Below are 22,078 nucleotides of genomic sequence, written 5' to 3'. Positions count from 1 at the left end.
CCAGACTACCAAGATCACGCCAGAACAGCCGTCATGCGGTCGGAGCAATATGGCAGAGCCACCATCGTGTCGGTCAATCCGAGAGGGTAATGACGATTTTCCCGACATGCCCACCAGCCATGAGATGGTCAAATGCTTCCCGCGCGTGGGCAAAGGGAAACACACTGTCGATCACAGGCTTCAGGCCGGACGCGGTCCATGCACGCACAAGGTCTTCCAGCATCGGCCGATCTCCCACGGCGACAGAACGGACGACTGCACCGCTACCTTTGAGATGGAAATAGTCAATTCCCGGATTGTCACTGCTCAGGAAGCCGACCAGCACAACTTCCCCGCCCCAGCGAACAGCATCGAGAGACTGATTGATCGTCGCAGGACCACCGACTTCAACGACACAGTCCACGCCTGTTCCACTGGTGATGTCATCCTTGATGTATCGGCCCCAGTTCGGAATATCCTTGTAACTGACAATATGATCCGCTCCCAGTGCCTTCAGCCGTTTGGCCTTTTCCGCACTGGACGTCGTCGAGATCACGGTCGTTCCCACGACTTTGGCAAGCTGCACTGCAAACATCGAAACTCCACCGGTTCCAAGGGTCAGGACAGTCTGTCCGGCTCGCATGGGGGTACTGCCCGAGAGCGCGTTCCAGGCCGTCACGGCCGCACAGGGAAGAGTAGCTCCGTCTTCAAACGAGACATTCCCTGGCAGCGGTACCACGGCTTCCTGTGAGACAACCTTGTATTCAGTCAGCCAGCCGTCCGAACCGGTGCCATAACTTTCCAGCATCAAGCCGGCAGGCGGTCTGCCGCCCAGCCAGCGGGCATGAAAGCTGCTGACAACCCGATCTCCCGGGCGGAAAACCGTCACGCCTTCGCCGACACTGACGATTTCCCCCGCAGCATCGCTGCATGGGATAAGCCCAGGCTTCGCTGGCCAGACATAGCGACCGAGAATGGGGGCGATATCACGATAGTTCAGCGAAACAGCGCGCACCTTTACAAGAACTTCGCCGCGCTGAGGTGCGGGCATCGGCTCACTGTGCACGGAAAGGTCACTGAGAGAAGAGAGTGCGTCGAAGCGCCAGGCGCGCATGGTCATGGCAGATGTTTCCTTCAGCCAGGGAGTGCAGCCGGGACCGCAGTTGCGCCTTTCTCTGTGCTATGGTGCTGTCATCGTGACAAGAACGCACAAAAAAGTTCAATACATACCAAAAGGTAACCATGCCGGATTCAGATACGAAAACCATCTACAATGCACGTCCTCGTTCGCGCTCGGCCGCCGATATGCAGTGCGCTCTTCGCATTCTCGAAGGCCGATGGAAGATGATGATTCTGGCCTGGCTTTTTGAGGGGCCGGTCATGCGTTTTTCAGATCTCCAGAGAGCTATTCCGGATATCTCTCAGAAAATGCTGATCCAGCAGCTTCGTGCGCTGGAGCAGGAAAAAGTCATTTTTCGCACGGTCCACGCGCAGGTTCCGCCTAAAGTCGAATATGGCCTGACGGACATTGGCAAAGCGCTCGGTCCGGTCTTCATGGCCCTGCTGGACTGGGCTGATCTGAGACGCGCAGCTAAGGCGTCCGATGCATAGCCGTTCAACGATCGCAAGGCAGGTCTGGTTTAGGAAACATGCTCATCGCCGTGTATCGTCGAGGAAGAGACGATAACCGACACCTCACTGTCAGTCCGACCCACTTTCCGATACTCTTGCCGCTCCTGAAACGATCCAAACCACCGCACCCACGGAGCACACCATGAGCAAATCCTTCCCCTCAGACTCTTTCATGGACGCCTCCGTTGCCGATGCAGGCCATGAACTGGAACGCCTTATTCAGATCATGGCGCAACTGCGTGATCCGGAGACAGGATGTGCATGGGATGTGCAGCAGACGCCTGCAACCGTAGCACCTTACGCGATCGAGGAAGCCTACGAGGTTGCTGACGCCATCGAGCGGGAAGCGTGGGACGAGACGGCGGATGAACTCGGTGATCTTCTGTTGCAGGTCGTGTTCCAGTCCCGGATTGCCGAGGAAAAGGAGCGTTTCGACTTCGCCGAGGTAACGCGTCGTATTGCCGACAAGATGGTGCGCCGTCATCCGCATGTGTTTGGAGAGGCGCAGGATATCGGCGACGATAAGGCCGCTCTGACCGCGCAGTGGGAGCAGAACAAGGAGCAGGAACGGCAGAAGCGTTCCGAACATGGCGCACTGGCGGGCATTCCGCTGGCGCTCCCTGCCCTGCTCCGCGCCAGCAAGCTGGCATCCCGTGCGGCGCGTGTCGGGTTCGACTGGCCGGATGTCGGGGGGGTTGTCGCCAAGGTGCATGAGGAACTGGCCGAAGTGGAAGCGGAAATCGCGTCCGGAGACAAGGCGGCTCTTCAGGATGAGGTGGGCGATCTGCTCTTTTCCGTCGCCAGTCTGGCTCGCAGGCTTGATCTCGATCCGGAAGCCTGCCTGCGTCAGGCCAACGGCAAGTTTACCCGTCGTTTTGAAGCCGTCGAGAGCCTGCTCGCCCTGAAAGGTCTGACACCGGCTGAGTGTGATGTGGAAAAGCTTGATGCAGTCTGGAACGAGGTCAAGAAGCAGGAAAAATCCTGATACATCATTCGCTTTTCTGGATGATTACTACGCGCGGCTGGCGATGAAAGACCGCAGCGCCTCCGCCGCTCTGGCAACTGGCTCCCTCCAGGCGATCTCCGGTCTGTCCGCCGTTTCCTGAGCAAATAGCCGCGCCTGTGGATACCAGAGATGACGGCCCGTCTGCTGGTCCCAGTTGCCCTCCGCCCAGCGCCAGTCACCACCGAAGCGGTTCAGGAGCCACAGCGGCGCTCCCATCGCACCCGCAAGATGCGCGATGGCCGTATCGACGGAAATCACCAGATCAAGCGTGCTGATTCTGGCGGCAGTCGCGGCCATATCACCGTCTTCCGGCAGGGGTTCAAAACCTGATGGTGCCTGACCTCTGTTCAGGGAAACCCACTGTATGCCGTCAATTTCCAGAAGGGGTTCCAACTGGTTCGGCGCAATCGAACGTCGGCCATCAAAGCGGTAACCCGGATTACCCGACCAGCACAGACCGATGCGTGGCAGTTGCGTGTTCTGCAAAACGAGAGACGGCGTGGCACGAAGATAAGGTACTGCCTCCGAAGGTCGCCCTACGCCCAGAAGAGAGAGCAGGCTCAGAAGCGAGGCTTTCGCCACCACGATTTTGTCACTGGCTGAAGTAATTAGTTTCAGCCTACCACTTTCATGAATCTGCTTCCAGATGGGCAGCACCACAGACTGTTCGACCAGCGTAGCCAGACTGTCCGGTACCAGCAGACGGATGGGCGCACGCTCCGCCGCCATTGGCACAAAACGCAGAAACTGGATGTAATCACCCAAACCCTGTTCGCCGCACAGCAGGACCGGTTCTTCAGACGGGCTGCCATCCCAGTCAGGGAGATCAGACCGAGGAAGCGGCTGAAGCAGAAGACGCCGAGCCTCGAAATCATGCCAACCTTCAGGAAATTGGCCTTCCGCCAGTTCCACAGTGGCCAGATTGAAACGCGCTCTTACCGCATCCACTGTGCCGGGCGCGTTCTGCATGACCTGCCGAAACAGATCCGCCGCTTCCTCACGCCGTCCCAGATCATTCAGCAGCGTCGCCTGATTAAGAATGACGCGAAGATCACCCGGCCGCAGCGCAATCGCTTTGGAAAAATCCTTTTCCGCTTCATCAAGGTAGCCAAGCGCCATATGCACAAGACCAAGATTGGTCAGTGTCTCGGCTGTGGGTAGGCCAAGCACTGTCGCCTCTTCCAGCGCAGTGCAGGCTTCGTCCAGACGACCCAGTTCAAACAGCATGGCGCCATGATTGGCCCATGCAGCCGGGTCAGTGGGACGAAGGGCGCATATTTCTGCAAACCGCTTTTCGGCTGCGGCATGATCGCCAGTTGCATTGAGGAGTGTCGCTTCATGCTGCCGCGTTGTGACGTCATCGTCAGCGGCCAGCCGTGTGGCACGGCGCGCCATGGTCAGCGCTTCGGTAGCGTAGCCATGCCGGGCCAGAAACTGCGACAGGACCAGCGGATAACCCGCTTCCAGAGGCCGCAGATCCAGCGCCATACGGAGAGCAGCCTCGGCTTCGACAAGCTGTCCAGCCGCCTCGCAGACTTCAGACAAAGCCAGTTGTGCTGAAGGATTGCTTGGGTCCGTCAGCACGGCGACCCTGAGCGCACCTAAAGCGGCTTCGACATGGCCGAGCCTGAGAAGCGCCAGTCCAAGCGTGACATGAAATTCAGCACGAGGATCGGTTCTGACCGCCAGTCCCGCATAACCGACGGCCTGATCAAACCGCCCCTGTACGAAGGCCGCTTTCGCAATACCATGCAGAAGAAGTGGATCGCCGGGTTTCTCAGCTAATCGGGCTTTCAGTTCGTCGTAGGAAGCTTCTTCCGCCATATCGAAGGAAGTCGGGGCGTGATCCTTCAATGGGGCCTCCACGGAAACAGACAACTATGCGTGTAACAGGTTTGCTGCACTGTTTCGAGCGAAGGAAAAGCGTGAAACAGGCTTGCTCAGACAGATGGCGAACCGGTTCTGGGCCCGCTGCGCCAGAACTGTGCTTTAGGATAGCCCAACTCCTTAGATTCCTTTGATGCGGAATCGTCCAAGCCGGAAATGCGCCAGACGTCGAAAGTGCATATATCCCTAAAATGCATAAGGGATAACTTCACTTAACACTTTGATTTTTTATGAAAATGCTGGGGCGAACGACGGGGATTGAACCCGCGACAACCGGTACCACAAACCGGCGCTCTACCAACTGAGCTACGTCCGCCACACAGCGGGCCTGCTAATAGAGAATTGCGGGGCACCCCGTCAATAGCAAAATTGCTATTTTCTATCCTCGGCTGATGCGGTCCCGCAGACGCGTAAGAGCCTGCTCCAGAATGATGGGCTTCTTGCAGAATGCAAAGCGAACCAGATGGGAAGGCGCGCCCGGCAAGGCTCCATCATAGAATGCCGAAACAGGAATAACCGTTACTCCGGCTTCAACCGTCATACGTCGACTCCATTCCAGATCGGTTTCGGCACCGGTCATCAATTCTCCGACCCCGCGAATATTCGCTGTCAGGAAATAGGTTCCGTCACAGGGAAGCACGGAAAAACCCATCTCCCTGAGGCCTGACGCCAGAATATCCCGCCGTAGCTGCATGTCGGACGCCAGAGTCTCAAAGTAGGCAGTATCCTGATCCAGCCCGACAGCGACAGCGCGTTGCAGATTCGGTGCCGTGGAAAAAGCGAGATTCTGGTGAGCCTTGGCAATAACAGCAGCCAGAGCAGCAGGAGCAGTAATGTAGCCGACCTTCCAGCCCGTCATTGAAAAGCTTTTTCCAGCACTCCCGATCCGGACGCAGCGTTCGCGCATTCCCGGCAGGGTCATCAATGGAACATGGCGTGCGCCGAAAGTCAGATGCTCATAAACCTCATCACACAGTGCATAGGCGTCATGCTGTGCGACCAGTCCTGCGATGAACTGTAACTCATCCTCAGAAAAGACCTTCCCTACCGGGTTCATTGGCGAGTTCAGGATGATCGCCTTGGTTTTCGGCCCGAAGGCGGCTGCCAGTTCATCGCGAGGCAGAGACCATTCCGGGGGCGTCAGGCGCACCAGCTTCGGGACAGCGCCCAGAAGCCTGATCATGGGAAGATAGGTGTCATAGGCTGGCTCAATGACCACCACCTCATCACCGGGATTCAGCAGGGCCGCGAGAGAAGAGGCCAGCCCTTCCGTCGCGCCGGACGTCACAATCACTTCACGGGCCGGATCGATCTGCAGTCCATAGAAACGAGCGTTCGACCGCGCGACGGCTTCACGCAGTTCCGGCAGACCCGTCAGGGGCGCGTACTGATTGCGTCCGTCCTGAAGCGCCTGCGCCGCCACTTCAGTCAGATGGGCCGGACCTTCCGTGTCAGGGAATCCCTGCCCCAGATTGATCGCGCCATGTTCTGAGGCCAATGCCGACATGACCGTGAAGATGGTCGTGGGCAACTGCGTCAACTGATGATTCAATGGCTTCACGGTGACCCCCGGGCCTGACTGATGAAAAGAAGGAGGCGTTCTCTGCGGTATGAGCCTCACGACACTGAGGGCATGAGGGGACTGGAAATAAGCCCAGCGTTCGGGTGTCCGTCAACAATCCGCGCTGAACGGCCCTGCGGCGGGATTATTTCGGTGTCAAGCCGATTGCCCGCAGGCCAAACCCGTGCAACTGTTCTGCCTGAACCGCAGTTCAATCGCTGCCGTTCACATGCTAGAAGCTTGGCCGCAACAGAAATTGGTGTGACGACAGGGACATGAAGAAGATCGAGGCCATCATCAAGCCCTTCAAACTTGACGAGGTGAAGGACGCCCTTCACGAACTCGGTCTTCAAGGTATTACCGTAATCGAAGCGAAGGGGTTCGGACGCCAGAAAGGGCACACCGAACTGTATCGTGGCGCGGAATATATCGTTGATTTTCTTCCCAAGATGAAAATCGAAGTCGTCTGCCCCGATGATCTGGCGGAACGGGCGGTAGAGGCGATTTCCAATGCAGCACGCACCGGACGAATCGGAGATGGCAAGATTTTCATCATCCCGGTCGATGACGCAGTCCGTATTCGCACAGGCGAACGCGGCGGAGACGCCATCTGATGGACAATCCGCAAGATGGATGCTTTTTCCGTCTTGCTAGGACGTCCGGCATAGGACACAAAAGTTTCGGTGCGGTATCGATCTGATCATCCACGGGATGGAATGACGGACCGCAAATCTGGAGGCCGCTCTGGCGGCGCTAACAGGCAGGTAGAGGCACTAATGGCGAAAAAAGAAACCGGTTCGACCAAGGCGTCGTCGGAAGCAGTAGCCCGGGTTTTTGAGCTTATTAACGAAAACTCAGTCGAACTGGTCGACTTGCGCTTCACCGATCCTCGCGGAACGTGGCATCACACCACGCAGTATATTACGACGATCGAAGAAGACACCTTCACAGAAGGTTTCATGTTTGACGGTTCCTCCATTGGTGGCTGGAAAGCCATCAATGAAAGCGACATGGTGCTGCTGCCCGACCCGACGACAGCCGTCATGGACCCGTTCTCCGCGAAGCCGCAACTGATCCTGATCTGCGATATCATCGACCCGGCAACGGGCCAGCTCTACAACCGTGATCCACGTTCAACCGCCAAGCGCGCCGAGCAGTATCTGCAGTCCACCGGCCTTGGCGACACCGCCTTCTTTGGTCCGGAAGCAGAGTTCTTCATCTTCGACAACGTGCAGTTTGGCACAGGCCCGAACTACGGCAAGTATCAGCTCGACAGTATCGAAGGCCCCGGCGCTTCCCTGAAGGAATATCCTGAGGGCAATCTGGGTCACCGTCCGGGCGTGAAGGGTGGTTACTTCCCCTGCGCTCCAGTCGACAGCGAAGGCGACCTGCGCGCTGAGATGCTGACGACCATGGGCGAGATGGGTCTGCCGATCGAAAAGCATCACCATGAAGTCGCACAGTCCCAGCATGAGCTCGGCACGAAATTCGACACGCTGGTCCGCTCGGCCGACTTCATGCAGATCTACAAATACTGTATCCACAACGTCGCCGTTTCCTACGGCAAGACGGCAACCTTCATGCCGAAGCCGATTTATGGCGACAACGGCTCGGGCATGCACGTTCACCAGTCGATCTGGAAAGCCGGCAAGCCGACCTTCGCTGGCAACGGTTATGCTGATCTGTCCGACACGGCGCTCTACTACATCGGCGGCATCATCAAGCACGCCAAGGCGCTGAACGCATTCACCAACCCGTCCACCAACTCCTACAAGCGTCTGATCCCGGGCTTCGAAGCTCCGGTTCTGCTGGCTTACTCCGCCCGCAACCGTTCCGCTTCCTGCCGTATCCCGTATGCGACGAGCCCGAAGGCAAAGCGCGTCGAGGTTCGCTTCCCGGATCCGACCGCCAACCCTTACCTGGCGTTCTCAGCCATGCTGATGGCTGGTCTGGACGGCATCAAGAACAAGATCCACCCGGGCGACGCCATGGACAAGGATCTGTACGACCTGCCACCGGAAGAACTGAAGCAGATCCCGACGGTTGCCGGTTCGCTGCGTGAAGCCCTCCAGTCTCTGGAAGCTGATTATGAGTTCCTGCTGGCCGGCGGCGTCTTCACCAAGGATCAGATCGAGAGCTACATCGAGCTGAAGTGGAAAGATGTGTATCGCTTCGAGCACACACCGCACCCGGTTGAGTTCGAAATGTACTACTCCGTCTGATCCTTTCAGACAGAGTTGGACTTCCAAGGAACGCGGCCTTAACAGGCCGCGTTTTTTGTTAGGTAAGGCGTTCTGAGCTTTCGGAACGAGCGCATCAATCCGATTAACGGACATGGGCCTATTTGCTCTGGGCGTTGAACACAGATCATCGTCAGCGTTCAAGAAACACCAGTTTTTAGAAAAATCGTCCCTTAGGTTTCATTCGAAACCAAAGATCATGCCGTACGCTTCAACTTACTATTTGGCCGTTACAGATGACGTGCTGGACAGGCGCAGACTCTAATCAATAATCAGATCATTCAAATCCGTCTGAGCAAACAGAACAACAGGATGTCATTTTTGCAAAAACTCAACGGCTTCCAGAACAATTTTTAAAGAACCTAAATGCTTTGCAGGAAGACTTTTCAGGGCTTTGCCCCGCCCCCCCCAAGGAACGCGGTCCCTTTGATCCCAATCTGTTAAATAAAGGGGACAAAGGCAGCACCCTGCCTTGCCTCATGTTTGTAAAACACGTGAGCATCTTACAAAAAAGCTACGGGAACATTTCCACAATCGAGCTTCTGAACTCTGTAGAAATGTTCCGAAAACCTACCCTACGATCCGTCAATTTCAGTTTCTGTCAGAGCCCGTTGCATACCCGCTACCGCGCGGATCGACCCACCCGAAACAGTGATTGCTGCCACCCGGCAGACCGTTGCGGCATGAAATCGCATTGGCACGACCATTAGCCGTGGTAGCCTTGATGTCTCCCGCCAATGCGCCAGATAGCGCAGCGCCGGCAGCGTCAGCAGCATCAGCCTGCCCGGATGCAGTCGCCGCAGCGAGAAACACACCATCCTGATGAGCGATACCAGCCGGCAGGATCGGGCGCGGGCGATGGGCGGCTGACGCACCCAGAACAATGCCTGTCGAACCTGCGACACGCCCAGTGCCGAACAGGTTGTTCATCGAAACGGCACAGACGACAGCCTCACCCTTCCTGTCCACAACAGCAAAGGACGTCGAGGCAGGCAGGTTTGGCAGACTGCTTCCTCCCGGCATTTTTCCGGAATCAAGCAGGGCCTGAGCATGTGCAGTCAAAGTCGCAACAGAAGCGCGTCCTTCGGTTGCACGCCAGCCTGCAACAGCCCGCGCGCCGGTATTGCCAGCAGTCTGGCCGTTTTCAGCCGCTTTCCATGCAGCAGCCATACCGTAGCCACCGTCCGCAGGAGGCGGCACAAAGGATACTTTCACATTGCCGATGGTTGCGGTCAGAGGTGTCGTTTCGATGGGAACGGCCCCACGCAGCCCGACCATGGTCAGACCTGCGCCGGTTGTTTCATTCGACGCCACCAGAACCTGAGCCAGAGCACCAGTATAAAGATCACCGGAACCGGCTGAGCGTATCCGCTCAAGCGTGCCGGTCAGATAACGCTGACTGAAGATATCTCCAGCCTTCAACACTGTACCATCAGAGCGTCCGAAAATACGACGTGCGCTCTCGTCAGCCAGAAGCGGCGCCTGCACCACGGCCAGATCCGCAGCCAACTGCGAACCAACTTCGATACCGTTTCGGGCCAGCGTAATGGCTGGCTGTGTCGTCTCGGCAAAATCCACACTACCGTAACGCAACTGCATCAGGAAAAGACCGCGTGCGAGCATGGGAATAGAAGCAGGCCTGTCGACCCGACCCTTGCTCCCTGACACAGGGTCAGCAGGCGCATCACCCGTCGGCATGAACAGAAAAGCCCGTCCGGCCCCACGGTCCTCGGGACGCCACGCCACACAGGCACCACCGGAGCCGAGAGAGGCACGCGAAGGCAGTGTCACTGACAGCGCCAGACCCAGCGCGGCAGCGGCATCGGCGGCGTTCCCTCCGCGCTGCAGAACGGTCATCGCGGCCAATGCGGCATGTGGCTCGTCAGCAACGACATTACCCACGTAACCCGACAGCATCTTCGATCCGGTGCCATACAGGGAAAGAACAGGATGCTCGTCGGACTCGCTCTGGGACGGGGTTCCGAATATCCACGAACAGCCGGACATCATGCCGGTCATGGCCAACAGAAGACCGATCCGCCGGACAACCGCGACCTTCCGACCAGCGCCCTTCGCAACAGGCGTCTCGCCGCACGAAACAGAACGAAAGCTTACGGGACGTTCACGCACGCGAGAGACACTCCATTATTGCAGTTGGCCATCATGACTGTTGATCTGTCCGACACCTTCCGGGACCGGACATGGCCTTGTGACTTGGTTAGCTTTCTTCCCGCAATGCGGCAACGGGGCAGCCTGAGGTTTTCCCTACTCCGGGGCAAAGTCATATTCCCGAAACAAAGCCATATTGCTCACTTCGATACAAAAGAAGCCGTCACCCCGTGCTCGCGGTTATAAGCAACCTGTGTGTGGTTGAGCTGAAACCCGACCTCAAAACGATAGCCGTTTTCTATTGTGGTGGGTTTGATCGGCAGATCGACGGTGACAAGCCGCGTATCAACGGCAACGGCGTCCTGTCCGGCCGGGAACGTGACTTTCTGCTCGAAAATGTGTTTCCCGACGATCTTGTCATTATGCACCACAGCGACAAACCAGGGCAGAGTGATCGTCTCTCCGGGAGCCGCCGGTCCCTTGCGAACCACCATATGCACGCCAACCCGCGTTCTCAGATTCTTGCGTCCGCTCGACATGCAGTCGCCGCTCAGACTGCTGAGACTCGCATGAGTCACCAGATGATCGAATGAAGGCCCCTTGGCGGAGTAGTTGTAATAATCCGCCACCTCAGAGGGAATATGCATCTCCGGGCAACTCGGGGCGAAAACATTGTCATCGCTCTCGGTGCAGCCGGTCAGCGCCAAAGGCAGCATCAGCGCAGCAAGCCCCGTCACGCCCCATTTCATGAACCCCACGCGACTCGATAGATGATCACGCACCGCGAACGAACGAAAAGAATGCAGAAACACAAGCGGAGACCGGGCCATGCGACAATCCAGACTGACAAGTTACACGACCTGACGCCACATTTCCCCTCACACGGAGGCGTCATGCAGTGGGCACAGATCACTGGGCGAGTATCGACCAGAAATGCGTCCACGAAAACCGGGCCTGCCTGAAATCATACACAAAAAAATAAACAGTCACATGAGATATGGGGCAAACGCCCGGTTTTGTGTCATAAGGGAAGGATAGCTCTTTATCACGATACGGCTTGCGCGATGCGCCCGTCTTGCGTAGGGCGAGGCAAAACCGATCCTGTGGCCAGCCGGTGCTTCTGCCGGTTGCCCCGTAATGTCGCCCGCCGAATGTTTGGGGAACACCATGCCCGACCAGTCCACTCTCTCCCTGAAGCCTGCCGAAACGCAGGACCAGACACGCGCCCTGAAGGTGCTCCTGGCTGGCCCGCGCGGCTTCTGCGCCGGTGTCGACCGCGCCATCCGCGTGGTGGAGGAAGCCATCCGCGCTTACGGCGCTCCAGTCTATGTGCGCCACGAAATCGTCCATAACCGGACCGTGGTGGAGGAACTGGAGGAAAAAGGCGCGATCTTTGTGGAGGAACTCGACGAGGTCCCCGCCGACGGTCATGTCGTCTTTTCCGCTCACGGCGTTCCCAAGACCGTTCCGGCTGAAGCCGTGCGTCGCAACCTGCTTTACCTTGATGCGACCTGCCCACTGGTGTCCAAGGTCCACCGTGAAGCCGAGCGTCATTACGCCAATGGTGGACCGGACAGCCGCCACATCCTGATGATCGGTCACGCCGGCCATCCGGAAGTCATCGGCACGATGGGGCAGCTGCCGCCGGGAGCAGTGACGCTCATCAACGACGCAGAAGAAGCCCGGACGGTGCAGCCTGCTGACCCGACGCGTCTGGCTTTCATCACGCAGACCACCCTCTCGGTCGACGACACGGCTGAAATCGTGGACATTCTCCGCGACCGCTTCCCGCTGATCGAGGGTCCGAAGCGCGAGGACATCTGCTACGCGACGACCAACCGACAGGAAGCCGTGAAAGCCATCGCTCCCGAGTGCGATCTGGTCATCGTCATCGGTTCGCCCAACTCTTCCAACTCGCAGCGTCTGCGCGAAGTGGCGGAGCGTTCCGGCACCAAGCGCGCCCTGCTTGTTCCCAAGCTGGCAGCTCTCGACTGGTCCGTGCTGGAAGGCGTGAAGACGCTGGGCATTACGGCAGGCGCATCCGCGCCGGAAGCATTGGTGCAGGAAATGGTCAACGAACTGGCCAAGCGTTACACGCTGCAGATCGACGAACGCACCGTGAAGGAAGAGAACGTCACCTTCCGCCTTCCCGCCCCGCTCGGCTAACGCAAAGAGACTCATGGCCGTCTACACAGAAATCACCGACGAGGAACTTTCCGCGTTTCTCGTCGGTTACGACATCGGGCATCTGACTGCCTTTCGCGGCATCGCGGAAGGTGTCGAAAACAGCAATTTCCTTCTGCGCACCGAAAAAGACGGCCAGGAATCCGACTACATTCTCACGCTTTACGAAAAGCGTGTGAATCCGGATGATCTGCCGTGGTTTCTGGGCTTCATGCGTCATCTGGCAACCAAAGGCGTGTCCTGTCCCCTGCCCGTCTGTGGTCGGGATGGTGAAGCACTCCGCACACTCGCAGGCCGCCCAGCCGCGATCACGACATTCCTCTCCGGTGTCTGGCCGCGCCATATTCACAGCGAACATTGTCGTCCACTCGGTGAAGCTCTTGCGCGTCTGCATGTCGCCGGAAGCAGCTACCCACCGGTCCGCGCCAACAGCCTCGGCCCCGATGCGTGGCGACCACTTTTGCAGGATGCCGCTCGCTCAGACCGACAGACCGAGACGACGAAACAGCTTCTCGAAGAACTTGATCTCGCTCTGAACCGGATCCTTCCGGCATGGCCCGCAGCCGGTAGTCAGGCCAATCTGCCTCATGGACAGATTCATGCCGACCTGTTTCCCGACAACGTGTTCTTTCTTGACCACAAGGTTTCCGGCCTGATCGACTTCTATTTCGCCTGCACGGATTTCCTCGCCTACGATGTCGCTATCTGCCTGAACGCCTGGTGCTTCAGCGAAGATGGTGGCTTCAACGAGACCTTCGCCCGGCAGCTGATCAGCGGTTATGAAAGCGTGCGGCCTCTCACTGCTGCCGAACGGGATGCCCTGCCGGTGCTTTGCGCGGGTGCCGCGATGCGTTTTGCCCTGACCCGTCTATATGACTGGATCAACACACCGCCGGACGCGATGGTCACACGCAAGGACCCGATGGATTATATCCACCGTCTCCGGTTTCATCTCGCTGCGGGCAATAGCGGGGTCTACGGTGTCTGAAATACAGGATGCTCCAGAAACCACTCAGGATGACGATGCCATCGTCATGATCTGGACGGACGGTGGATGCAGACCCAATCCCGGTCCCGGCGGCTGGGGCGTGTTGCTCCGCTACAAGGGGCATGAGCGGGAGCTGTCCGGTGGTGAGCCGGAAACCACCAACAACCGCATGGAACTGACAGCCGCCGCCGAGGCTCTGGAAGCCATGAAACGTCCATGCAAGATCGCGCTGCATACCGACAGCGAGTATGTCCGCAATGGCATCACGCGCTGGCATACAGGCTGGGTGCGCCGCAACTGGCGCAACGCTTCCGGGGATCCGGTCAAGAACATGGACCTGTGGCGACGGCTGCTCGACGCCGCCAAACCGCATGATATTTCCTGGCACTGGGTCAAGGGTCATTCGGGTGTGCCGGAAAATGAACGGGTGGATCAACTGGCGACAGACGCCCGTATCGCGATCGAGAAAGTCTGACCTGTTCAGGTCTCGACCAGTAAAACAGCTATCCCCGGAAGTGGAAATGCTGGACTTGCCGTAAGCTGTTCAAAATGACAGTCTTACTTTTTTGTTTTTTAGCGAGTTTTCACATGTCGATCCGCTTCCATACCTCATCTGCCCTCCTTCTTCTGGCCGGCCTGTCTCTGGCACCTGCTGCGATGGCGGCAGATGCGCCAGAGAAGCCTTGTGAGACCGATCTCTGCCGCTCCGTGCGTCAGTCCTGGTCCTCTGTGAAGCACGGCACCACCAATGCCGCCCAATGGACCAAGAAGGAAACCGTCAAGGGCTGGGACGCCACCAAGAAGGGCGCAACAAAAGCAGCCAAATGGACAGGCAAGACAGGTGAAAAGGGCTGGAACGCGACCAAGAACGGCACCAAGGAAGCCGCTCATGACACGGTGAACTGGACGAAAAAGACCGCGCACGACATCGCGCAGTAACAGCTTGCACCCGTTACAGGCTTGCAAAAGCTTCTGAAAAGGCGCCGATCGAAAGACTGTCTGTATTTCGATCGGCGCCTTTAATTCATCCTGCTAATTGATGATCTTCATCTGGATTGAAGTAGAACGTTCAACGACATTGATCGCGACCTCGTCACCAGCCCGCACAATCCTCACAGTCAGCCATTCTCCACCTACAGCAAGATTGAACAGCTTGAGGGAGTGAATTGCCTCCGGCAAAACCGGCCTGACAAATTCGACCGCGACATTATCCGGATCATAACGCAATCCCATGACGACCTGCACCAACGCCGGAAGCGTCGCCGCCGCCCAGGCCTGAGGCGAGCAGGCCACAGGATAGCGAACCGGCCCCTCCGCCTGACTGCGGGTAAATCCGCAGAAAAGCTCCGGCAAACGGCGAAGATCGGTGTGAAGCGCCGCATCGCTTAATCCGCTGAAGATAAGCGCCGCCTCTTTTCTGAGGCCATGTTTGACAAATCCCATGGCAATCAGTGCATTGTCATGCGGCCAGACAGAACCATTATGATAGGCCATGGGATTATACCGGGCCTCTCCCTCAGGGATGGTTCGAATGCCCCAACCCGAGAACGATTTCCGGTTCATCAGGTTCTGCACAACCTTATCCAGCCGCTCACCCGGCACCATATCGGTCAGCAACACGTGCCCCGCATTTGAAGACCTTACGACGCACTGTTTCTTTTTCCCATCAAGGGCGATGACGTATGTGCCGATGTCATCGTTCCAGAACTTCAGATTGAACGAGACTCTCAGAGCGTCCGCTCTCGTATCCTGATGGGCCGCATAAGCAGTCTGTCCCAGTCTGCGCCCGATCACCGCTGCGGCCCGCCTCGCTGCATAAACATAAGCCTGCACTTCACATAGTGCGATCGGTCCTTCGGCCAGAGTGCCATCGGCATGAAAGATACTATCGTGACTGTCTTTCCATCCCTGATTGGCCAGTCCGTCCTTGTTTTTACGACCGTATTCCACAAAGCCGTCACCATCGCGGTCACCAAACCGCTCTATCCAATCAATGGCCCGCGTAATATGCGGCCAGAGATGGCTGAGCGTTCCGACATCTCCCGTACGGTCGAGATAGGCTCCCGCCAGCATGACAAACAGCGGTGTGGAATCAATCGAACCATAGTAGCGCCTGAATGGCACTTCCCTGAGTTCAGCCATTTCACCCAGACGCACTTCATGCAGAATCTTACCCGGTTCAGCATCCGCCAGCGGGTCTTCATGATCCGCCTGATTGACGGCGAGATACTGGAGAACGCCTTTCGCAATCAGCGGGTCGAGCCACAAGGTCTGTAGCGCCGTGATCAGCGCATCCCGACCGAAAACCGTGCTATACCAAGGGATACCGGCGTAAGGATAAGGACCGGTCTTTTTCTCCGTCAACAGCATGTAGATGTCGCAGATCGACCGCCGGATTGCCTCATTGAATGCTTCGTTCGACGTGGCGATGGCGGAGGCACGGGACGATGCGTTTCTCAGCGCCCGTCTGGCCGCCACGGCAGCAAACAGGAAGGCGCGCGGAGGCGGTTCAGTGCTCTGCTGCCTTTCCGAAGGATCACACTGGACCTCCAGATGGACAAGCACCTTTTCCCCGGGCTTGATGGAAAACCCGAATGTCGCCCGATCTGTCGATAATGTTTTCGGTCGAGGACAGAACCGCAAACGTGTTGTTCGCGTGCGGTCATCCAGCCCCTTATAGGAGAGAGTGACCGTATCGTCTTCTATCACGGGCTCAAGCGTCTCGCCCCGTCTGGAACGCTTCATGCCTCGCGCTTCAAAAAGATCAGCGAAGTCGGCAAAAAACCGCATATCACAGACGATTTCATGAGGGCTTATATCGAAGTTACGTATTTCGATCCGCTCGTAACACGCACCGTTCCACAGGAAGCGCGACCGCAACACATGCAGCAGATCGTGAGCAAGACGGGTACCGTCACGCAATGATAAATTTTCATTCGTCAAATTCACTGACATCATAATGTTGTTTTCGCGAACAACAGATGACAGAAGGATCGGCCTCTGATCTTCCAGACGGAAAGTCAGACCGGACAGATAACGCGTATCACGGTAGTACAGTCCGTCGGCAATGTCCTGCCCCCAGAGGATATCACCGGTCTGATCAAAAACGCCGAAAAGATCATCATTTTTCAGGCAATGCAGTCGTCGGCTCGACAGGATCGCGCTGGCCATTGAGCTCAGATCATCAGAAAGAAGCCCGATGTCGGGCTGTTCGTCCTCAGAAGTATCAGTATGATCGACAGAACCAGTAGGCTGGGCATCCATGAAAACACACTCCATTCTGTGTCTGGCAGGACAGCAGCAAAGGAAAAATGTATCAGCTCTTGCAGAAGGGCCGCTTTTCCGCCTTCTGATGCCTAACGCAGGATGAACGTGATGGTCGCCTCAAGGAAAGAAAAACTTCCTTACGGATGAGTTATCTTTAGTTGTGTGGGTCAGAATCTTGGTGACAGGAGCATGGCCTGCCGCACCATGTGCACGGGGTTCGCACGATAGGACGCCAGTGAACGGCCTCCACTCTCTCCACCAGAAAACGCCGGGCGGGAAGCTGGAGCTGCATACCCTCCTGCCGGACCCGCGGAAACCGGTGCTGCCGTATTGCCACCTCCGCCGCCCATGGAAGCCATGGTAGCGGCAGCCCCTTTAGTGGTCACATAGGGTGTGGCCGGTTGCGTGGATGGAGCCAGCGGGGTCGTATGATGGGGTGCCATCGCCGTTAAGGGTGCAGGATGGGGTGAATCTGCGCCTGATGGCATCGCCCAGGATTCCAGCACTTTCCACTGATAGGCGGACCCGATGTTGGGCGTGAAGGAATGATAGGCTGCTGCGGCTCTGGGCCAGCTTCCCGTCCGACTGAAAAGATCGGTCAGAAAACGTGCCGCAAACATGGCATTCGTGGATGGATCGAACGCTGCCTCCAGTGAAGGAAAGGCATTCGCATGCTGCTGGAGATTCACCTGCATGCAGCCAACATCAATCGAGCGGATGCCCTGCGCCTGAAAAGCGTGGACAGCCTCTATCGCCTGACGCTTGTTGTCATAGACATAACCCTTGCCTTGCGCATTGACCGTCCAAGGCCAGGGCACAATCTCGCCATTGATATGGCGGCCACTCTCGACACGCGCCATGGCGACAAGAAACTGGTCGGGAATGCGGGTGCTGCGTTCCGCCATCAGGATGGCGTTTGTGCACAGGTGCGCATCTCCCGGGGCAATATTTCCTGCGGTCTGAAACGGAGACTGTACACCCGTCGTCAACGCAGTCTGCCCTGACATGACCGCACCGGCACTTGCTGCGCCTCCGCCAGACGCGGCAAACGGCGACGGTGAGCGTGCAGCCGACCAGAAGGGTTGAGCGTTGTTGCCACCCTGCGCAAGAGGCGGATGTGCTGCCCATGACATGGCCGGAAGCGGGGTCTCAGCCCATGCGCCCGAAACTGGAGCTGACACACACCCGATGGCAAGAAAAAGAAAACGCCGCATCCCAGCAGAATGCAGCGTTTTCCCTAACCAACCGTTAGCAGCGGATTATGCTGCTTTCAGGGCCTTCTGGAGGCGGGTGTCGATCGCATCAAGGAACGGCTGCGTATCGAGCCATTTCGTGCCTTTGCCGACCAGCAGCGCCAGATCCTTGGTCATCTCACCAGCCTCAACCGCCTCGACACAGACACGCTCAAGGGTCTCGGCGAACGCCACCACATCCGGCGTCTCATCAAAGCGACCGCGATAGGCAAGACCACGCGTCCACGCATAGATGGACGCAATCGGGTTTGTGCTCGTCGGACGACCCTTCTGATGCTCACGGTAGTGACGTGTCACCGTGCCGTGCGCAGCTTCGGACTCAACGATGGTGCCGGTCGGATCAAGCAGAACGGACGTCATCAGACCGAGGCTGCCGAAACCCTGCGCCACGATGTCGCTTTCCACATCACCGTCATAGTTTTTGCAGGCCCAGACATAACCGCCTTCCCACTTCAGGGCGGAGGCCACCATGTCGTCGATCAGACGGTGCTCGTAGGTGATACCCAGCTTTTCGAAATCGGCCTTGAATTCCTTGTCGTATATCTCCTGAAACACGTCCTTGAACATGCCGTCATAGGCCTTGAGGATCGTGTTCTTGGTCGAGAGATAGACCGGGAACTTGCGGTCACGGCCGTAGCTCAGCGATGCCCGGGCAAAGCCTTCGATCGAAGCGCGCGTGTTGTGCATGCCCAGCGCTACGCCCGGCCCCTTGAAGTCATGCACTTCAAGCTCAAGCGGCTCGCCGCCATCGGCAGGCACATAGTTCAGCGTCACCTTGCCGGGACCGGGGATCTTTGTCTCGGCGGCGCGATAGATATCGCCGTAAGCATGACGTCCAATGACGATCGGCTTGCTCCAGTGCGGCACCAGACGCGGCACGTTCGAGCAGATGATCGGCTCACGGAAGATGGTGCCATCAAGAATGTTGCGGATCGTGCCGTTCGGAGAACGCCACATTTTCTTGAGGCCAAACTCTTCGACACGCGCTTCATCGGGCGTGATGGTGGCGCATTTGACGCCCACGCGGTACTTCTTGATGGCCTCGGCAGCCTCAACCGTGACCTTGTCATCCGTCTTGTCGCGATTTTCGATCCCGAGATCGTAATATTTCAGGTCAATGTCGAGATAAGGCAGAATCAGGCGCTCCTTGATGAAGTGCCAGATGATGCGGGTCATCTCGTCGCCGTCGAGTTCAACGACCGGATTCTTGACCTTTATTTTCGCCATAGGACGTGCATTTCCTTCGATAATCGTCATATTTCATGCCATTTTCCGGCATTGAACAGGATTTTTGCCTAACACGCCCACCCAATGACACCCAACGGTCGAATAGTGCATTTTCACTCACATTTGCGATAGGCGTCATACAGGTGTCGCATGAACAGGACTTTTTGGTGTCACGCTCGTGTGAGGCATGGTACAGGAAAGGACACGCCCCCAGGGCCAGAACGTGTGCTCAGAAAAACGCCCGTGTATTGCCGCCTGCAACAGCCTGCTGCATGCACATATAGCGTCCGTTCGGTGTCGCGCCGTACCAGAAGCTGCCCGGCATGTGATAGACATGCGTCTGCTGGTTCACCCACACCTTCACACATGACTGGGTGTTGCTGGCCTGCGCAACAGTCCGGGACACGTCGCTCCGGCTTGAGACGTGCTGAATGGCAATATGCTGCCGGTCGGAGCGTGTGGTCTGACTGTCGGCAAAAGCTGAACCCGTCATGCAGGTCATGACACATAGAGCGGCGAGATAACGCTTCATAACATCTCTCCGGATTTGATTGAGGATTGAGTAAATCCTGTAAAATTCGGAGAGATATAGCCAGTAACGGCCCCGTTATGTGGAATAATAAATTTGTGCGCTCACATCTTCATTATCTTTATCACAAGCGTGTCAGATAATTCCTGTTCTTCTCCAGATGACAAAAAAGAACAGATAAATGATTACTACACGCACACTCAATTGTCATAAAGAAGAATGAGAAACTGGAAGGGGGCATTGCCGATAACGCTGTGAGAAAACAGATGGAGTCCCGTTTACAAAAAGAAGACTCCCGCCTGTAATTCACAGCACAAGCATATCTTACGCTTTCACCCGCTTGAAATGCCCGAATGTCGCCGTTTTACGGGTGCCTTCAGGCCGTTTCAGTTCGCCGCGCTCTACTTTCTCGACGAGATAACGATAGGTCTGGAGCGCCTGCGCCCACATGTGATCGCCGATCATCATCGCTTCATAAGACGCGCCTTCCTTGTCGAACGCTGCGAGCGGCTTGATCTCGGTGTGATAATCGCACGCATAGAAAAGCGGAAAAGAGTAACGCTCTTCATTGACCTTGCGAACACGGTGAGCCGTGGCAATGAATTCACCCGCTGTCATCACTTCCAGCATGTCACCGATATTGACGACGAAAGCGCCGGGAATGGGCGGCGCATCGATCCAGTCGCCATTGCCATTCATGACTTCCAGACCCGGCGCGTCAGCAAGAAGGATAGTGAAGCACTCATAATCCGTATGCGCGCCGATACCCGGAGCGTCCTGGGCGTCTCCGTCGTAAGGATAATGGATCATGCGCAGCTTGGATGGCGGGAAATTGGCCTTGTCGTCGAATGCGTCTTCCGGCAGGCCGAGCGCCAGTGCGAAACCACGAAACAGGGTCCGACCGAGATCAAACACCGCACGGTAATAGGCTTCCGCGCGTTCGCGAAAATGCGGGATCGTCGGCCAGTTGTTTGGACCCAGCAGCGGCGTTCCAGCCTTCACCAAAGGATTGTCCGCCGGCACCTCGTAACCGATGTCGAAGGCTTCCTTGTGGTCGGGACGGTCGCCGCCATACATCTCCTCACCCTCCGGGACGAAGCCCTTATGCGTGGCGGAGGTGCCGATATAATATTTCATCTTCTCGTCGAAGGGTTCGGAGAAAAAATCCTTTGCCGCCGCCTGGACACCGGCAATCAGGTCGTCGCTGACCTTGTGACCTTCGATATAGAGAAATCCGACCTTGCGGGCGGCGTCGCCAAGCTCTCTGGCGACCGCTTCACGATCCGCCAGAGAGTCGGAATACAGTCCGGCGATGTTGACGCACGGAATGGATGTGAATGTTTCTGTGGCCGTCATGATTTATCAGTCTCGGCTTGTCCAGAGGGCGAACCGACGCATCTGTTCAGCGCCGATCCAGCGATTGAGGTCCCAGAGGTCCGCCACGGGGGCATTGGTAAAGGGCAGTGTATGAAGATACCCATCCGGCCCGAATTCGGGCGTCATGGTGGTCACGGTGTAGCCACGCCTCTTCTGTGAGTCCCATACAGACTGCCAGAATTTCTGATGGAATGAGAGCGCGGCAGCATATTCAGGGGCACCGGGATGGGTGACCTGCGGTCCCTGATCATAACCGACACGGGCCTGAAGATGATGAACCCGTTCGATAAAATGTGTGAAGTCATCGCATGGATCGTCAAGCAGCCGCTCACACACGACAACCCAGTGACTGATGTCGGCAGTGAAGACCGCATCAGGACACTGACGCAGCACATCAAGTGTCATCCATGGCGAGGACAGGATACGCGCACGATGCGTTTCAAAAGAACAGGTAAATCCCGCTTCTTTTCCCAGTTCATGAGCCTTGTTGATGAACTCGGCCTGCTGGCTGGCGCCCCAGCGATCATTGCCGCCCAGCACATTGATAAAGCGCGGAGCCATGACGGCCGCTCTGTCAAGGCACCCCTGAAAGTCATCGATATGATCGGAAACTGTTGCAGACTGTCGTGGGATAACACCGCCACCGGTCATGGCGATGGCGATGTAAGGCACTCCCTCCCCTTGCAGGACAGCAGCCTTTTCCACGGCTTCCGCAGCGGTCTGGGGGATACGTGCCTCCAGACCGATAAACCCGGCTTCACGCGTTTCCGGGATGATGTCACCCCAGTCCCGCATATCGCCCCAGAGTGTTCTAAACAGTTCCAGTTTCATGAAGCAGA

The 22,078-nt window shown here is 57.1% G+C and carries 19 protein-coding genes and 1 tRNA gene; 8 read left to right on the top strand and 12 right to left on the bottom strand.

The window, feature by feature from the left end:
• Nucleotides 1–73: 73 nt before the first annotated feature.
• A complete protein-coding gene (locus tag EMQ_RS14240; protein ID WP_010666741.1) occupies nt 74–1,099 on the bottom strand; it encodes a zinc-dependent alcohol dehydrogenase family protein in 1,026 nt (341 codons plus the stop codon).
• 122 nt (nt 1,100–1,221) lie between these two features.
• On the opposite strand from EMQ_RS14240, the gene EMQ_RS14235 reads away from it, so the two are divergent.
• Together EMQ_RS14235 and mazG are read left to right on the top strand one after the other, a co-directional pair.
• The gene (locus EMQ_RS14235; RefSeq protein WP_010666742.1) at nt 1,222–1,590 is read left to right on the top strand and encodes a winged helix-turn-helix transcriptional regulator; all 369 of its coding nucleotides are present in this window, start codon (nt 1,222–1,224) and stop codon (nt 1,588–1,590) included.
• Nucleotides 1,591–1,753: 163 nt separating this feature from the next.
• The gene (mazG, locus tag EMQ_RS14230; protein ID WP_010666743.1) at nt 1,754–2,596 is read left to right on the top strand and encodes a nucleoside triphosphate pyrophosphohydrolase; all 843 of its coding nucleotides are present in this window, start codon (nt 1,754–1,756) and stop codon (nt 2,594–2,596) included.
• 27 nt (nt 2,597–2,623) lie between these two features.
• Here mazG and EMQ_RS14225 read toward each other — a convergent pair whose 3' ends face one another.
• The 3 genes from EMQ_RS14225 to EMQ_RS14215 form a co-directional block, all read right to left on the bottom strand.
• Nucleotides 2,624–4,471, bottom strand: coding sequence for a tetratricopeptide repeat protein (locus EMQ_RS14225; RefSeq protein WP_010666744.1), 1,848 nt, complete (start codon nt 4,469–4,471; stop codon nt 2,624–2,626).
• Nucleotides 4,472–4,744: 273 nt separating this feature from the next.
• Nucleotides 4,745–4,820 (bottom strand) — tRNA-His (locus EMQ_RS14220).
• Nucleotides 4,821–4,883: 63 nt separating this feature from the next.
• Nucleotides 4,884–6,065 (bottom strand): aminotransferase, encoded by a 1,182-nt coding sequence (locus EMQ_RS14215; protein WP_010666745.1) that lies wholly within the window; start codon nt 6,063–6,065, stop codon nt 4,884–4,886.
• A gap of 275 nt (nt 6,066–6,340) precedes the next feature.
• Between EMQ_RS14215 and EMQ_RS14210 the strand changes: the two genes are divergently transcribed.
• Both EMQ_RS14210 and glnA read left to right on the top strand, forming a co-directional pair.
• Entirely contained in the window at nt 6,341–6,679 is a 339-nt protein-coding gene (locus tag EMQ_RS14210; protein ID WP_010666746.1) for a P-II family nitrogen regulator, read from the top strand.
• A 162-nt stretch (nt 6,680–6,841) separates the two neighbouring features.
• Complete coding sequence (gene glnA / locus EMQ_RS14205; RefSeq protein ID WP_010666747.1) at nt 6,842–8,287, top strand: type I glutamate--ammonia ligase; 1,446 nt, start codon at nt 6,842–6,844, stop codon at nt 8,285–8,287.
• 609 nt (nt 8,288–8,896) lie between these two features.
• Here glnA and EMQ_RS14200 read toward each other — a convergent pair.
• Together EMQ_RS14200 and EMQ_RS14195 are read right to left on the bottom strand one after the other, a co-directional pair.
• A complete protein-coding gene (locus EMQ_RS14200) occupies nt 8,897–10,435 on the bottom strand; it encodes a gamma-glutamyltransferase (protein ID WP_010667402.1) in 1,539 nt (512 codons plus the stop codon).
• A gap of 179 nt (nt 10,436–10,614) precedes the next feature.
• The gene (locus EMQ_RS14195; RefSeq protein WP_010667403.1) at nt 10,615–11,244 is read right to left on the bottom strand and encodes a hypothetical protein; all 630 of its coding nucleotides are present in this window, start codon (nt 11,242–11,244) and stop codon (nt 10,615–10,617) included.
• Between the two features lie 337 nt (nt 11,245–11,581).
• On the opposite strand from EMQ_RS14195, the gene ispH reads away from it, so the two are divergent.
• The 4 genes from ispH to EMQ_RS14175 all read left to right on the top strand — a co-directional run bounded on the left by ispH (nt 11,582) and on the right by EMQ_RS14175 (nt 14,525).
• Nucleotides 11,582–12,580 carry a 4-hydroxy-3-methylbut-2-enyl diphosphate reductase gene (gene ispH / locus EMQ_RS14190; RefSeq protein ID WP_010667404.1) on the top strand — a complete coding sequence of 333 codons (999 nt, stop codon included), beginning with the start codon at nt 11,582–11,584 and terminating at the stop codon, nt 12,578–12,580.
• Between the two features lie 13 nt (nt 12,581–12,593).
• The gene (locus tag EMQ_RS14185) at nt 12,594–13,586 is read left to right on the top strand and encodes a homoserine kinase (protein WP_010667405.1); all 993 of its coding nucleotides are present in this window, start codon (nt 12,594–12,596) and stop codon (nt 13,584–13,586) included.
• A 46-nt stretch (nt 13,587–13,632) separates the two neighbouring features.
• Entirely contained in the window at nt 13,633–14,061 is a 429-nt protein-coding gene (rnhA, locus tag EMQ_RS14180) for a ribonuclease HI (RefSeq protein WP_048874256.1), read from the top strand.
• A 113-nt stretch (nt 14,062–14,174) separates the two neighbouring features.
• Nucleotides 14,175–14,525, top strand: coding sequence for a hypothetical protein (locus EMQ_RS14175; protein WP_010667407.1), 351 nt, complete (start codon nt 14,175–14,177; stop codon nt 14,523–14,525).
• Between the two features lie 93 nt (nt 14,526–14,618).
• Here the strand turns inward: EMQ_RS14175 and EMQ_RS14170 are convergent, their stop codons facing one another.
• From EMQ_RS14170 to EMQ_RS14145, 6 genes are all read right to left on the bottom strand, one after another.
• A complete protein-coding gene (locus EMQ_RS14170) occupies nt 14,619–16,850 on the bottom strand; it encodes an amylo-alpha-1,6-glucosidase (RefSeq protein ID WP_010667408.1) in 2,232 nt (743 codons plus the stop codon).
• A gap of 170 nt (nt 16,851–17,020) precedes the next feature.
• Complete coding sequence (locus tag EMQ_RS14165; protein ID WP_010667409.1) at nt 17,021–18,067, bottom strand: transglycosylase SLT domain-containing protein; 1,047 nt, start codon at nt 18,065–18,067, stop codon at nt 17,021–17,023.
• 45 nt (nt 18,068–18,112) lie between these two features.
• Nucleotides 18,113–19,333: an NADP-dependent isocitrate dehydrogenase gene (locus EMQ_RS14160; RefSeq protein ID WP_010667410.1), complete on the bottom strand. Its 1,221-nt coding sequence runs from the start codon at nt 19,331–19,333 to the stop codon at nt 18,113–18,115.
• 229 nt (nt 19,334–19,562) lie between these two features.
• Nucleotides 19,563–19,865, bottom strand: coding sequence for a hypothetical protein (locus EMQ_RS14155; RefSeq protein ID WP_010667411.1), 303 nt, complete (start codon nt 19,863–19,865; stop codon nt 19,563–19,565).
• 321 nt (nt 19,866–20,186) lie between these two features.
• Entirely contained in the window at nt 20,187–21,218 is a 1,032-nt protein-coding gene (locus tag EMQ_RS14150) for an isopenicillin N synthase family dioxygenase (RefSeq protein WP_010667412.1), read from the bottom strand.
• A 6-nt stretch (nt 21,219–21,224) separates the two neighbouring features.
• On the bottom strand, nt 21,225–22,070 hold the full coding sequence (locus tag EMQ_RS14145) for a sugar phosphate isomerase/epimerase family protein (RefSeq protein ID WP_010667413.1): 846 nt from the start codon (nt 22,068–22,070) through the stop codon (nt 21,225–21,227).
• Between the last annotated feature and the right edge of the window lie 8 nt (nt 22,071–22,078).

Source organism: Acetobacter aceti NBRC 14818, assembly GCF_000193495.2.
Lineage (GTDB): Bacteria > Pseudomonadota > Alphaproteobacteria > Acetobacterales > Acetobacteraceae > Acetobacter > Acetobacter aceti.
Note: the sequence above shows the minus strand (reverse complement) of the source record. Positions and strands in the feature narration are given on the sequence as shown.